This is a genomic window from Snuella lapsa, from assembly GCF_039539345.1.
Classification (GTDB): domain Bacteria; phylum Bacteroidota; class Bacteroidia; order Flavobacteriales; family Flavobacteriaceae; genus Snuella; species Snuella lapsa.
Window position 1 is genome coordinate 1 of record NZ_BAABCY010000034.1, and the last position, 14,262, is coordinate 14,262.

The 14,262-nt window shown below is 35.7% G+C and carries 11 protein-coding genes and 1 tRNA gene; 5 read left to right on the forward strand and 7 right to left on the reverse strand.

Going from position 1 to position 14,262, the window contains the following annotated elements:
• Window positions 1-300: 300 nt before the first annotated feature.
• From ABD792_RS06450 to alaS, 3 genes are all read right to left on the reverse strand, one after another.
• The gene (locus tag ABD792_RS06450; RefSeq protein WP_345005043.1) at window positions 301-1,272 is read right to left on the reverse strand and encodes a GSCFA domain-containing protein; all 972 of its coding nucleotides are present in this window, start codon (window positions 1,270-1,272) and stop codon (window positions 301-303) included.
• A gap of 23 nt (window positions 1,273-1,295) precedes the next feature.
• Window positions 1,296-1,520 (reverse strand): GxxExxY protein, encoded by a 225-nt coding sequence (locus tag ABD792_RS06455; RefSeq protein ID WP_345005044.1) that lies wholly within the window; start codon window positions 1,518-1,520, stop codon window positions 1,296-1,298.
• A 219-nt stretch (window positions 1,521-1,739) separates the two neighbouring features.
• Entirely contained in the window at window positions 1,740-4,352 is a 2,613-nt protein-coding gene (gene alaS, locus ABD792_RS06460) for an alanine--tRNA ligase (RefSeq protein ID WP_345005046.1), read from the reverse strand.
• Window positions 4,353-4,572: 220 nt separating this feature from the next.
• Here alaS and ABD792_RS06465 point away from each other — a divergent pair, with 220 nt between their 5' ends.
• Window positions 4,573-5,544: a M23 family metallopeptidase gene (locus ABD792_RS06465; protein WP_345005048.1), complete on the forward strand. Its 972-nt coding sequence runs from the start codon at window positions 4,573-4,575 to the stop codon at window positions 5,542-5,544.
• Window positions 5,545-5,548: 4 nt separating this feature from the next.
• Window positions 5,549-5,878 carry a MerR family transcriptional regulator gene (locus ABD792_RS06470; RefSeq protein ID WP_345005049.1) on the forward strand — a complete coding sequence of 110 codons (330 nt, stop codon included), beginning with the start codon at window positions 5,549-5,551 and terminating at the stop codon, window positions 5,876-5,878.
• Between the two features lie 114 nt (window positions 5,879-5,992).
• Here ABD792_RS06470 and der read toward each other — a convergent pair whose 3' ends face one another.
• Complete coding sequence (gene der / locus ABD792_RS06475; RefSeq protein ID WP_345005050.1) at window positions 5,993-7,297, reverse strand: ribosome biogenesis GTPase Der; 1,305 nt, start codon at window positions 7,295-7,297, stop codon at window positions 5,993-5,995.
• Between the two features lie 167 nt (window positions 7,298-7,464).
• Between der and ABD792_RS06480 the strand changes: the two genes are divergently transcribed.
• Complete coding sequence (locus ABD792_RS06480; RefSeq protein ID WP_345005051.1) at window positions 7,465-7,971, forward strand: GTP-binding protein; 507 nt, start codon at window positions 7,465-7,467, stop codon at window positions 7,969-7,971.
• Window positions 7,972-8,108: 137 nt separating this feature from the next.
• Here ABD792_RS06480 and era read toward each other — a convergent pair whose 3' ends face one another.
• From era to ABD792_RS06495, 3 genes are all read right to left on the reverse strand, one after another.
• Window positions 8,109-8,993, reverse strand: coding sequence for a GTPase Era (gene era / locus ABD792_RS06485; protein ID WP_345005052.1), 885 nt, complete (start codon window positions 8,991-8,993; stop codon window positions 8,109-8,111).
• Between the two features lie 132 nt (window positions 8,994-9,125).
• Window positions 9,126-9,851 carry a BamJ family beta-barrel-assembly machinery protein gene (gene bamJ, locus ABD792_RS06490; RefSeq protein ID WP_345005053.1) on the reverse strand — a complete coding sequence of 242 codons (726 nt, stop codon included), beginning with the start codon at window positions 9,849-9,851 and terminating at the stop codon, window positions 9,126-9,128.
• Window positions 9,852-10,038: 187 nt separating this feature from the next.
• Window positions 10,039-10,111 (reverse strand) — tRNA-Gln (locus ABD792_RS06495).
• A 150-nt stretch (window positions 10,112-10,261) separates the two neighbouring features.
• On the opposite strand from ABD792_RS06495, the gene ABD792_RS06500 reads away from it, so the two are divergent.
• The gene (locus tag ABD792_RS06500) at window positions 10,262-13,597 is read left to right on the forward strand and encodes a protein O-mannosyl-transferase family (protein WP_345005055.1); all 3,336 of its coding nucleotides are present in this window, start codon (window positions 10,262-10,264) and stop codon (window positions 13,595-13,597) included.
• A complete protein-coding gene (locus ABD792_RS06505) occupies window positions 13,597-14,262 on the forward strand; it encodes a polysaccharide deacetylase family protein (RefSeq protein ID WP_345005056.1) in 666 nt (221 codons plus the stop codon). Before ABD792_RS06500 ends, ABD792_RS06505 begins: the two co-directional genes overlap by 1 nt.

Here is a 14,262-nt window from a genome sequence, read left to right on the forward strand (position 1 = left end):
TTAATATACTGAATATCAATATAATAAACTAAAATAAAAACACTTTTTTCTTATCCGAGATTCACGTTAATTACTTTTATCAAGTTAAACGAAAAAACATCAATTGCAAAATCTTTTGATTATAACAATTGATGTTCTTTATGTGAATTGATTAATAGCACTTTAATTTACAATTATTTATGCTTGATTTATCAATTTTTCGATGAAATGCCATTATAAAAGATTAAACGTAGTACGTTTTTTTTAAACAAATTTATCGAAAATCTCTTCAATAAAGTCTTACGCTACTTAGGCTAAATGCTAGTTATTAAATACGATATGGGAAAACTCGTTTTGCAACTGTTTTTTTTTAACCTCAAGATTTTTAAGAAATTTTTGATGCGCTTCAGAGTTATGGTTAAAGGGCTTATGTAACAGCCCTTTTTGTACGGCTTCCACCTTGTCCATCGTCTTAGTAGCTTCATCGACAACCCAAGTAGCTTTAAACTTCTCCCAAACGTAATCAATAGCTACTGTGTTAGGATGCAACATATCTTCTTTATAAAACCGATAATCCCTAAGTTCGTCCATAATGATTTCATAGGACGGAAAGTAAAACGATTTGCTTTTGGAAATAGGTTCCTGACTATTTAAAAATTGATGTATTGCAGTTATCAAATGTGCTTTGCTTTGCATATTTTCAATAAAACCATCTTTTATATGCCTAACTGGAGATACCGTAAATACAACCGTTGTATTCTGGTTTATTGAGTGTATGGCAGACATCATACTTTTTAATGACTTTATAAGCGAGGTAACCGACATTAACTCTTTCTTAAACTGTTTCTGGGGTACTTTGTGGCAATTAGCCACTATAGCATCGCTTGCAATAAAACGATACACCCAAGCCGTTCCCAAAGTAATTACTATGTGCGTTGCATCACAAAGTCGTTCAAATGTTATTTTAAGATTTGTGTTTAACTCATGTAACAATAAATCCTTAGAGGCATGACTCAATTTAGAATGCGCATCAAAACAGTGCCATTGCTCGTTATGTAAAAACACATCGTCTTTGGTATATTCCCTTTTATTAACAGCGTCTCTAAGTAAATTTTCGATTGCTTTTGGATGAAATAAAATACCAAATGGGTTTTGGGTACTCTTAAATTTAAAGTAATCTAATTTCCCTCCAATATTTTCAACAAAACACGACCCCAAGAGAAGTACACTAGATGTATAGTCTATTAGATTATTTGACTGTTTTTCTAAAGGTATTTGTGTTTGCAGCTTCATATGCTCGCCAAGGTGCTAAGGTCTCAAAATATTTTTAACGAAAAAACCATAAACCGTTTACTTACTATTCTAGTGCTTCCAGATTTAATCAACGGGCTATTAAAATTAATCAGCAAACCTAACTTTAAATTAGTTAATTTCAAATAAGTTAATAATTGTTTGGGATGAACTGGGTGAATCTCCATTACAGATTTTATTTCAACTATTACTTTATTCTCTACTATTACTGTTCTAAAACTGAGATCCAACTTACGTTCCTTTCAAACAACAGGCTGCCACTTTTGTCTTTCAAACTTCAGAATGTAATATCTTCATAATCCGACTCTAAAAACCCTACTCTAAATTATTAAGAGCACCAAGCTTAGTCTTTTATACCCATAGCCTTTGCGATTTTTTGCCTCCACAAGTTCAATTGTTTCATAATTGAATTGACCCTGCTAAGACGGCTTTATACTCTAGCGAGTCAATTATGTCAAGAATTCCTTAGCTGCCTCCAAAGCCTGTTCAATGCCATCAGGGTTTTTACCTCCTGCTGTAGCAAAGAAAGGCTGTCCGCCACCACCACCTTGAATAAACTTACCTAACTCACGAACTACTTGACCTGCATTAAGCCCGTTGCTAGCCACCAATGCCTTCGAAATATAGCAAGACAATAACGCCTTGCCGTTTTTAACAGTCGCCAACAACAAGAATAAATTATCAAATTCATTGCCCAACTCAAAGGCCAAATCCTTAATCCCTGAGGCATCTAAATCCAATTGCTTAGCCAAAAACTGCACTCCATTTATTGTTGTAAGTTCATTTTTAAGCGTTCCTTTCATATCCTTTGCCTTATCTTTCAATAAGGCTTCGATTTGCTTTTTTAAATCGGCATTTTCGCTTTGTAAACCCTGAAGTGCCTTAACAGGTTCTTTTGCATTATTCAAAAGCATCTTCATTTCAGAATAGGCCTTATTATTTTCTAAATAAAAATCTTTAACGGCTCTATTGGTTATTGCTTCAATACGACGAATACCTGCTGCAATAGCACTTTCTGAAACAATTTTGAAATGCCAAATATCGGCAGTATTCTTGACGTGTATTCCACCACACAATTCAATGGATTGTCCAAAACGAATGGTTCGCACCGCATCTCCATATTTTTCACCAAACAAAGCCATTGCACCTTCTTCTAGGGCCTTATCCATAGGGATGTTTCTATGTTCAATTAAAGGTAATTTGCCTTCTATTCGGGCATTCACAAAATCTTCAACCTCTGTTAATTGTTCTGGCGTCACTTTAGAAAAATGTGAAAAATCAAAACGTAGCCCTTCTGGTTTTACCAAAGACCCTTTTTGTTCCACATGATCCCCCAAAATGGTTCGCAATGCTTGATGCAATAGGTGCGTTGCTGTATGATTACTGGCAGACAACTCTCTAAGATCGTTACTTACAACGGCTTTAAACGTTTCATCAATACGATTTGGCAATTCTTTAGTAAAATGAATAATTACATTATTCTCTTTCTTCGTATCTATAATATAAATAACTTCACCATGTGTACTCTCTAAATACCCCTTATCACCTACTTGTCCACCTCCTTCAGGGTAGAAAGGTGTTAAATTGAAGACCAGCTGATACATGTCTCCTTCTTTTTTGGAAGTCACTTTTCTATATCTTGTAATTTTTACATTGGTTTCAAGATAATCGTATCCTACAAATTCCTGTACTGCATCATCAATTAAAACTGTCCAATCACCTGTACTTACTTCACTGGCAATACGCGAACGTTTTTTTTGTTTTTGAAGTTCTTGATTAAAGCCTTCTTCATCTAGTTTCAAATCTTTTTCAGAAAGAATAAGCGCTGTAAGGTCAATAGGAAATCCATATGTATCATATAGTTCGAAAGCCTTTTCTCCCGAAACCGTATCGCCCTTTGTTTCTTCTACAATTCTGTTTAAAAGCACCAAACCTTGATCCAATGTTCTTAAGAAGGACTGTTCTTCCTCTTTAATAACGTTTTCTATAAGCTGCTTTTGTATTTTCAATTCGGGAAAAGCTGCCCCCATTTTATTACTCAACACCTCAACTAATCTATAGATAAAGGGTTCTTTTTTATTCAAAAAGGTAAAACCATAGCGCACAGCACGTCTTAAAATCCTACGAATCACATAGCCTGCCCCATTATTACTTGGCAACTGCCCGTCTGCTATAGAAAATGCTACAGCGCGAACGTGATCGGCAATTACGCGTATGGCAACATCTACTTTATAGTCCTTAGCATATTGGGTATTGGTAATCGTTTCGATTTCTCTAATTATGGGTGTAAACACATCGGTATCGTAATTGGACTGTACGCCTTGCAACACCATACACAAACGTTCGAATCCCATTCCTGTATCGATATGTTTTTCTGGAAGATTTTCTAAACTGCCATTAGCTTTACGGTTATATTGCATAAAAACCAAATTCCATATTTCCACTACCTGTGGGTGGTCTTTATTTATCAAATCTTTACCTGGGACCTTAGCCTTTTCCTCAGCAGAACGGATATCAACATGAATTTCACTGCAAGGCCCACATGGCCCTTGATCCCCCATTTCCCAAAAATTATCTTTCTTGTTACCGTTTAAAATCCGTTCTTCAGAAATGTGTTCTTTCCAATAGTCGTATGCTTCGGTGTCTTTAGAAAGTCCATCCTCAGCACTTCCTTCAAAAACTGTTACGTACAATATATCTTTATCGATGCCATATACTTCGGTTAACAGCTCCCATGCCCATGCTATTGCTTCTTTTTTAAAGTAATCACCAAAACTCCAGTTTCCAAGCATCTCAAATAGTGTATGGTGGTAGGTATCGTAACCCACTTCTTCCAAGTCGTTATGCTTTCCAGAAACGCGTAAGCACTTTTGAGAATCTGTAATACGCTTACTCTTCGGCTCTGCATTCCCTAAAAAGTACTCTTTAAAAGGAGCCATCCCTGCATTTATAAACATTAATGTTGGATCGTCTTTAAGCACCATTGGTGCCGACGGAACTATACTATGACTTTTACTTTCAAAAAAACTTAAAAACTTCGATCGTATATCTTGTGACTTCATGTATCTATTTTGAAACTCTTGTTTCTGTTAAATTACTATTAAAGCGAAACATTTTTTATCTTTACCGTGCAAATTTATTTTAAATTTCGGACTGAGTAAACCAACTTAGAGAATATTATCGAATCTTACTGTAATAATATTTTATAGTTTTGTTCGTTAGATTAAAAATTAAAACATAACAAGGCTTATAACTTCTTGCAAAAATAGCATAAATTAAGGAATGAGTAAGGTTAAATATTATTACGATTCTGAATCGCTTTCTTACCGAAAAATAGAACGTAAAAAGCGCACAACACTTAAGTATGCGACAGTATTTATACTGGCCTCAGCATTGTTTGGTTTTTTGTCGGTTTTTATAGCCAGTCAATACATTGAATCCCCAAAGGAAAAAGCCTTAAAAAGAGAGTTGCAAAACATGCAATTACAATTTGAACTGCTTAACAAGAAAATGGGACAAGCTGAAGCTGTACTTGCCAATATTGCAGATAGGGACAATAACATATATCGTGTTTATTTTGAGGCCAACCCCATACCTGAGGAACAACGAAAGGTAGGCTTTGGTGGTATTAACAGGTATAAAGATTTGGAAGGTTTTGATAATTCCAAACTCATTGTTGAGAGTAACAAACGCATAGACATCTTGCAAAAACAAATTGTAATACAGTCAAAATCCCTAGATGAGATAGCTAAACTAGCTGAAGAAAAAGAAAAACTCTTGGCTGCCATTCCGGCTATTCAGCCAGTAAGTAATGAGGATCTTACTAGGATGGCCTCTGGCTACGGTATGCGCTCTGATCCCTTCACCAAAGTAAGGAAAATGCACTGGGGCATGGATTTCACAGCTCCCAGAGGCACCCCTATATACGCAACTGGCGACGGCATTGTTAAACGTGCTGATGCTGGTGCTACCGGATACGGGAAACACATAAGAATTGACCACGGTTACGGATACGTAAGTTTATATGCCCATTTGTACAAATACAATGTTAGAAGAAACCAAAAAGTAAAACGTGGTGACCTTATAGGCTTTGTAGGTAGTACTGGACGTTCGCAAGCCCCGCACCTCCATTATGAAATTTTTAAAGATGGTGCGCGCATTAACCCTATTAACTTCTACTATGGAAGTTTAACAGCGGAAGAGTTTAATAAGTTGTTAGAACACGCTTCTTTAGAAAATCAATCTTTAGATTAATAAAATGCATATAGAACTTCCAGAAAAACGCTATTATGGTATTGGTGAAGTGGCTCAAGCTTTTGGTGTTAATGCATCCTTAATTCGTTTTTGGGAAAAAGAATTCGACATCCTTAAACCTAAAAAAAATGCAAAAGGTAATAGAAAGTTTACTCCCGAGGACATCAAAAATCTCAAATTGATTTTTCATCTTGTTAAGGAACGTGGCTTTACGTTGGAAGGAGCTAAAATCCATTTAAAAGAAGAAAAACAGAAAACGCTTAATAATTTTGAGATAATAAACAAACTGGAAAACATAAAGAACCAACTCTTAAAGATAAAGGAGCACCTTTAAAATTAAGGTTATTATAAAAACAATTCTAATTATTGTCGTAAGCCCAGATGATTGAATTTAAATTTGCTTTCATCTAGCTCGACTTATATCAGGGATGCAGAGCAACTAACAAAATTACTTCTTACGCATGTACACACTTATGGGTACACCTTTAAAATCGAAATGCTCTCGTAATTTATTTTCCAAAAAGCGCTTATAGGGATCTTTAACATACTGCGGAAGGTTACAGAAAAAAGCAAACTGAGGCTGTGGTGTTGGTAACTGCATGATGTATTTTATCTTTACATATTTAGCCTTGTAAGCTGGTGGCGGGTAACTTTCAATAACAGGCAGTAAAACCTCATTTAGCTTGCTCGTCTTTATCTTTTTGGATCGGTTTTTATAGACTTCCACAGCTGTTTCTATCGCTTTGTATATGCGTTGCTTAGACAAAGCCGATATAAATATAATCGGCACATCTGTAAATGGTTCAATTTGCTTCCTGATAGCCTTTTCATATTCTTTTGTCGATTTATGGTCTTTTTCTACCAGATCCCATTTATTAACCAAAATCACAACGCCTTTGCGATTACGTTCGGCCAACCAGAAAATATTTTGTACCTGTCCGTCAAAACCACGCGTAGCATCCAGTACTAACAAACATACATCGGCATGCTCTATGGCACGAACGCTTCTCATTACCGAATAAAATTCCAAATCTTCCTTTACCTTAGATTTACGTCTTATTCCAGCCGTATCAACCAGATTAAACTCAAATCCAAAGCGATTGTATTTGGTATCTATAGCATCGCGGGTTGTTCCTGCAATGTCCGTAACAATATATCGGTCTTCACCTATCAAGGCATTAATAAAAGATGATTTTCCTGCATTGGGTCTTCCTACAACAGCAAAACGTGGTAAATCCTCCTCTTCTTTCTCTTCTTTTTCCGGCAAGGCAGCTACCAAGGCATCCAGCAATTCTCCAGTACCACTACCATTAATACCAGCTATGGTATAATATTCCCCCAATCCTAAAGAATAGAATTCAACAGCATCTTCAGCCCTTTGTCCATTATCTACTTTATTTACAGCTAAAAACACAGGTTTGTTTACTTTACGAAGTAATTTAGCAACATCCTCGTCCATTCCCGTAACACCAGTTTCTACATCAACCATAAAGATAATAGCATCGGCTTCTTCAATCGCCAATTCTACTTGCTTGTCGATCTCTGCTTCAAACACATCATCACTTCCCAGAACATATCCTCCAGTATCTATAAGAGAGAACTCTTTACCGTTCCAATCACTTTTTCCATAATGGCGATCTCTTGTTACACCACTAACGGCATCAACAATGGCTTCCCTTCGTTGAATTAAACGATTAAAGAATGTCGACTTCCCTACATTTGGACGGCCTACTATGGCTACTATATTACTCATAATCTTGACTTGTAACGGCTTAATGCCGATTGTATTTCTTTTATCTACACGAAATATTCTGCAAAAATAGGAAATATAACCAATGCCGAGCTTTTTTTCGGCAAAGATTAAAAGTATTTATATTTCAAATAAAAATAGTACTTTACTGTACTTAAAACATTTACTAAATGCCAGCAACCCAAGACATCATTTTGCGTCCTCGGTTTAAATTTGAATTACCACAAAATAACCAAACCATTCTGGAAGCCTTTCAAAAAACAAAAACAACGCAATCGGACTTTATAATAACACGTATAGACGATCATGTGTTTATTAAATTCCCTAAGCACAAGCAACATTTTTGGTCGCCACAATTACATTTAGAAATCAATGAAGTAGATGATTACAACTGTATAGTTTATGGCTTATTTGGTCCCAACCCAACTGTATGGACACTATTCATGTTTATCCACTTTTTAGTAGCTGGCTTATTTATAGCTTTTGGTATTTGGGCTTATACTAATTGGACATTACAATCATCGTACGCAATACAAGTTGGCATGATGTTATTAATGGTGATTATTTGGATTGTTTTATACTTAGGAGGACAAATTGGAAAATCTTCTGGCAAACAAGAAATGGTTTCCTTACGGAATTTTATGAACGGGATTTTAAATGATATTAGCCAAACTTAAGATCAACAAAAAAGCCCTGATCGAATTCCCTGTCAACCAAAGCTTTTTAAACTAACTCAAATAATTCTAACTAACATTGGCAAATGTCCTTCTTTTGCTTTACGTTAACGTTATGGAATTAAAAAGTTAGTATTATATTATTTATTGTTATAACCAAAACGCCTTAGTTGATTTTGGTTACTTCGCCAGTTTTTATTCACTTTTACATAGAGTTCTAAATGAAGTTGTTTCCCAAAGAATTTTTCCAGATCCTTTCTAGCTTCTATACCCACACGTTTTAAAGCACTTCCTTTATGCCCTATTATTATACCTTTTTGAGTTTCACGTTCTACCATAATCACAGATCGCACCCTAATAATACTCTCTTCTTCTAAAAACTCTTCTGTTAGTATCTCTACTGCATAAGGTATCTCTTTCTTATAGTGCAATAGTATTTTTTCGCGTATGGTTTCATTTATAAAGAAGCGTTCTGGCTTATCGGTTAATTGGTCTTTTGGATAAAAGGCTGGGGATTCTGGCAACAAGTCTACAATACGATCGAAAACTTCCTTTACCTGGAAGCCCTCTAATGCAGATATCGGAATAATCTCGGCATTAGGCACTTTTTGCAACCAAAGCTGTACCTGAGTCTCTAACTGTTCTTGATCGGACTTATCTATCTTATTTAAAAGCAGGAGTACTGGGATCTTAGAATTAACTATCTTATTGAAAAAAGCTTCATCTTTTAATTCCTGTTCGCCAATCTCAACCATATACAACAAGATATCGGCATCTTCAAAAGCCGATTTTACGAAATCCATCATCGATTCCTGCAACTCATAAGCTGGTTTGATAATCCCAGGCGTATCACTAAATACCACTTGAAAATCGTCACCGTTTACGATACCTAAAATACGATGCCGCGTGGTTTGCGCCTTCGATGTAATAATAGACAACCGCTCGCCTACAAATGCATTCATTAATGTAGATTTGCCCACATTTGGATTTCCTATAATATTTACAAAACCTGCTTTGTGCCCCATATATTTTCTTATTAAAAACGCTGCAAATTTACAACCTTGAATTGTTTATCCTACTATATATTAAGATTATAAACAAAAAAAACAGGAAGCTGAGCTTCCTGTTTTTAACACTTAAAATATCATAAATCAATTTTACTTGACAATCTCCAATAATTCAACTTCAAATATTAATGTTGAAAACGGCTTGATCTTAGCTCCTCTTTGTTGGTATCCATAAGCTAATTCCTGAGGAACAAAAAACTTATATTTAGATCCTACAGACATTAACTGTAACCCTTCGGTCCATCCTTTTATAACTTGTCCTACTCCAAATTGAGAAGGCTCTCCTCTATCTACAGAACTATCAAATACAGTACCGTCTATTAATGTACCGTGATAGTGCACTTTTACTTTAGAAGCCGCTTCTGGTTTTTCACCGTCACCTTCTTTTAAAACAATGTATTGTAAACCACTAGCCGTTGTTACAACACCATCCTTAGTCATGTTTTCCTCTAAGAACTTTTCACCTTCTGCTTTTTCATTAGCATAGGTCTCTTCTGCCTTCTTCTTAGCCTCTTCTTCCATTTTATCACGTTGCTCCTGTTGCTTTTTCATCATATAGGTTCTTATAATCCCTTGTGCCGCTTCTTTGTCAATTAGCACTTCAGAAGAATCTACTGCAGACATAAAGCCTTGAAGAAATAGGTCGTTATCAAACTCGGAAAAGTTAGCTCCAATATTACGAGCTACATCCATCCCTATGGCATAGCTTACAGAATCAACTTCCGTATTCAGCGATTTTTTCGTAAATCCACCTTTATTACATGAGCTAGCCAGTGCAGCCACTAATGCGATACTTAAAAACTTAGTTATTTTCATGTTGAATTTTGTTTGGTTTAAATTTCAGTTGCCAAAAGTAGCGATTTTTACTTCACTATAAAAGGACAGATGCGTTATTATAAGCTAACGCTTCCTTTATAACATTATTTTTATTAATAAACTTGTAATTTACAAGATTTCATCAAAAAAAAATCCTAACCAAAAACGATTAGGATTTACAATTAAGTTGGCCCACTAGGGCTCGAACCTAGACTCTTCTGGACCAAAACCAGACGTGTTGCCAGTTACACCATGGGCCAATAACCAATTGAGGCTGCAAATTTAAAACAAAGTTTTATTTCTACAAGAATTTTTTAAAAAATTATTTTGAAAACTTAAGGTTTACTTAAAAACATTTTGGATAACATATTTATTATTAAATTCGCCAAAGCAATAAACATAGATTTATTATGACACAGTTTAACTTTAAAAAATGGAATACCATCTTAGGATGGTTCTCTTTTTTAATAGCACTCATAACATATAGCTTAACCGTTGAGCCCACAGTAAGCTTCTGGGATGCTGGAGAATATATTTTAACTTCGTCAAAATTACAGGTAGGCCACCCTCCTGGTGCGCCTTTGTTTCAAATGCTAGGGGCTTTCTTTTCTATGTTTGCTTTCAAAGCTACGCAGATTGGTTTTATGCTAAACATGATGAGTGCAGTATCCAGTGCATTCACTATTTTATTTATGTTTTGGACCATTACCCTGCTTTTAAAAAAGTTGGTCGCTTCAAAAAATGATATCAATCCATCACAAGCTATGGCCATTTTAGGCAGTGGTCTTGTTGGTAGCTTGGCCTTTACATTTACAGATTCATTTTGGTTTAATGCTGTTGAAACTGAAGTATATGCCATGGCCACTCTTATTATGTCCGTATTATTTTGGTTGGGCTTACGATGGGAACAGGACATGAACACACCACGAGGCAACCGTTGGCTCATTTTAATTGCTTTTATAATTGGCCTTTCTTTTGGAGTCCACTTTATGGGGCTCCTCACTATTCCTGCTCTTGGCCTTATTTATTACTTTAAGAACTACAAAACCATTACCGTTAAGAACTTTATTATAGCCAATGGCATTTCTATAGGTGTTCTGTTATTTGTTTTTAAACTTTTAGCTCCTAACATCCTTAAGTTTTTTAGTGCTTTTGAAATATTTTTTGTGAATACTGTGGGACTCCCTTTCAACTCAGGATCCATAATTGCGGGTATCGTACTGGTAGCTGCAATACATTATGCCCTTAGATATACAAGAAAGAAACAGTATGTCCACATCAATACAGGAATCCTCTGTATTACGTTTATTATTATAGGTTTCTCGACATGGCTCATGTTACCCATTCGTGCGAATGCCAATGTTGTGATTAATGAAAATAACCCATCCAGTGCAAGAGAGCTATTAGCATATTACAATTTAGAACAATACCCCGAAACCCATTTATTTTACGGGCCTTTATTTACCGATCAATACGCCTATTTGGATGAGAACAATCCTTACAGTGACGACAAACCCAAATATGAGAAGGATGAAGAAAAAGGAGAATACGTTATTGTAAACGATTACAAAAACGCCAAACAAAACTACAATTCCAAACACGCCTCCATATTACCTAGAATGTGGAGTCCCGAACACGCCGAGAACTATATGATGTTTACCGGATTTTTAAACTTTAAGTTAAAACCAGAGCATCAAATGGACAACAATTACCGTTCTGCCATAGCCAATTTTAAAAATGAAATTGCTCAAGGTAATATTGATTATGAAGATTTCAATAACTTTTTAAAACAGTTTAAAAGCATATTAGATATTGAAAAACCATCTTTAGGCAGTAACATAGCCTACATGTTGGAATACCAGTTAGGTTACATGTACTGGCGTTACTTTATGTGGAATTTTACGGGAAGACAAGATGATATCCAAGGACGTTATGACAATCACGGTAACTGGATTAGTGGCATTAAACCAATTGACGAATGGCACTTAGGGTATCCTCAGGAGAATTTACCTAGTGATGTAAAAAATAACAAGGCCAGAAACACCTATTATTTCCTACCTCTTATTTTAGGACTTCTTGGCTTTTTCTTTTTGTTTAATACCGACAAGAAACTGTTTTGGACTATGCTGGTGTTTTTCCTGTTTACAGGTCTGGCCATTCAGTTTTACACCAATGTACGTCCTTTTGAACCAAGAGAACGCGATTATTCGGTAGTAGGCTCATTTTACGTTTTTGCACTTTGGATTGGCTTTGGCGTATATGCTATTTTTGATACACTAAAAAAGCAACTGCCACAAAAAATTGCCGCCCCAATAATTACTATTGTTTGTTTAGTTTTAGTACCTGGTATTTTAGCTGCCAACAATTGGGACGACCACGACCGATCTGATAAATACACAGCTCGATCAATGGCAAAAAAATACCTGGATTCCTGCGCCGAAAATGGCATCTTATTTACCATTGGTGACAACGATACGTTTGCCCTTTGGTATGCCCAAGAGATTGAAGGTTATCGAACCGATGTTCGCGTGGTTAATACCAGTTTATTTCAAACGGACTGGTATATAGACCAAATGAAACGTAAAGCTTATGAAAGTGACCCCATACCGTCTCAACTAAAACATGAACATTATAAATTTGGCACCAACGAATACGTAGTGAAAGACCCTGTTATTCAAGACACTTTAGAAATTAAGGAATTCTTAAGCTTTTTCATAGAAAGTAACAGCCCTAAATCCAAATACAAGTACATTTTGCAACAACAAGGTGTCGATATTTCTAATTTAAGAAGCCAAGATTTAAATGCACGTTATTTACCAACCGAGGTTTTACGCCTTCCGGTAAATAAGGAAAATGCTTTAAAATCAGGTATCGTAAAACAAAAAGATGCAGACAAGATTGTACCTTATATTGACATTAAGATAAAAGAAGGTGCTATTTATAAAAACAGATTATTAATGCTAGATGTTGTTGCCAATAACAATTGGGAACGCCCAATTTATTTCACTGGAGGAAGCTTTGGTGACGACGATTACATCTGGATGAAAGACTATCTGCAATTGGATGGTTTGTGTTACAAATTAGTACCTATTAGAACACCTGTAGACAAAGCTAATCCGTTTGAAATGGGACGTGTTGACACTGAACTTATGTACGAGAAAGTAAAAAAATGGGATTGGGGCAACAGTGGTAGCCCAAATATTTACCACGATCCAGAAACCCGTAAAAATGCGATTACCTACAGAAGTAATTTGGCACGTTTAATAGAAAGACTTATCAACGAGGACGCATTGGAAAAGGCAGAAGAAATTGCGGATATTGCTATGACCAATATGCCTGTAGACTACTTTGGGTACTACACCCTTTTAGAGCCTTATATTACTGCTTATTACGAAGTTGGCAACAAAGAAAAAGCACAACAACTGTTTAAGGAGGTAGCAAAAAAATATCAGGAAAATCTAAGCTATTACAGTCACTTAACAATAGACAAGCAAGAACGTTTGTTTGAAGACATTTACACCGATATACAACGCTACAATAGCATTGTAGAAGTATTAGTTAAACATGATCCTGAATTTGCTGAAACTGAAGGCGACATATTTAACAACTACTTAAATTTGTTTAGTAGCTTTTATGGAGGCCAACCAAAAGAAGAAATGGCTCCCAGAACAGACTTAGACCTTCCTATTGAAGACACCAGTATCCCCACAGAAGAAAATCCAGACGACACGATACAACAACAATAATGGGCTTAATACCCGCAAAAACACCGTTAGCGATAAAAAGGATGTTCCCAAATTACACTTGGGACATCCCTAATGCTAATAAAACGATCTACCTAAGCTTTGATGACGGCCCCACTCCAGAAATTACTAATTGGACACTAAAAACCTTAAACGACTTTAATGCGAAAGCTACATTTTTTTGTATCGGTAAGAACATTGAAAAACACCCAGAAATATTTACGAATATATTAAGCAATGGACATGCTATTGGCAACCATACCTACAACCACTTGAAGGGGTGGAAAACCCCAATTAAAGATTATTTAAAGAATGTTTTTGAAACCCAAGAAATTATGGAAAAGGAAGTTCTGAATTCTAAATTCAAAATTCAGAATTTATTCAGGCCTCCTTATGGTCAACTAAAATCAAGTCAAGGAAAAAAACTTATCACTTTAGGCTACAACATCATTATGTGGGATGTATTATCGTTTGACTGGAAAAAAAGCATAACGAAGGAAGATTGCCTAAAGCATGTATTAAACAATGCCACAAATGGCAGTATTGTTGTATTCCATGATAGCGTAAAAGCTTCAAAAAACATGCAATATGCATTACCAAAAACGTTGGAATATTTCGGCGATAAAGGCTATTGTTTTCAAACGATACCTACAAAACAGATAGCTTAG

What these genes read in the sequence shown, in the direction of transcription:
- bamJ (WP_345005053.1), bottom strand. Translation starts at nt 9,851, where the DNA reads ATGAAAATAACTAAGTTTTTAAGTATCGCATTAGTGGCTGCACTGGCT.
- ABD792_RS06500 (WP_345005055.1), top strand. Translation starts at nt 10,262, where the DNA reads ATGACACAGTTTAACTTTAAAAAATGGAATACCATCTTAGGATGGTTC.
- alaS (WP_345005046.1), bottom strand. Translation starts at nt 4,352, where the DNA reads ATGAAGTCACAAGATATACGATCGAAGTTTTTAAGTTTTTTTGAAAGT.
- der (WP_345005050.1), bottom strand. Translation starts at nt 7,297, where the DNA reads ATGAGTAATATAGTAGCCATAGTAGGCCGTCCAAATGTAGGGAAGTCG.
- ABD792_RS06470 (WP_345005049.1), top strand. Translation starts at nt 5,549, where the DNA reads ATGCATATAGAACTTCCAGAAAAACGCTATTATGGTATTGGTGAAGTG.
- ABD792_RS06465 (WP_345005048.1), top strand. Translation starts at nt 4,573, where the DNA reads ATGAGTAAGGTTAAATATTATTACGATTCTGAATCGCTTTCTTACCGA.
- ABD792_RS06505 (WP_345005056.1), top strand. Translation starts at nt 13,597, where the DNA reads ATGGGCTTAATACCCGCAAAAACACCGTTAGCGATAAAAAGGATGTTC.
- ABD792_RS06480 (WP_345005051.1), top strand. Translation starts at nt 7,465, where the DNA reads ATGCCAGCAACCCAAGACATCATTTTGCGTCCTCGGTTTAAATTTGAA.
- era (WP_345005052.1), bottom strand. Translation starts at nt 8,993, where the DNA reads ATGGGGCACAAAGCAGGTTTTGTAAATATTATAGGAAATCCAAATGTG.
- ABD792_RS06450 (WP_345005043.1), bottom strand. Translation starts at nt 1,272, where the DNA reads ATGAAGCTGCAAACACAAATACCTTTAGAAAAACAGTCAAATAATCTA.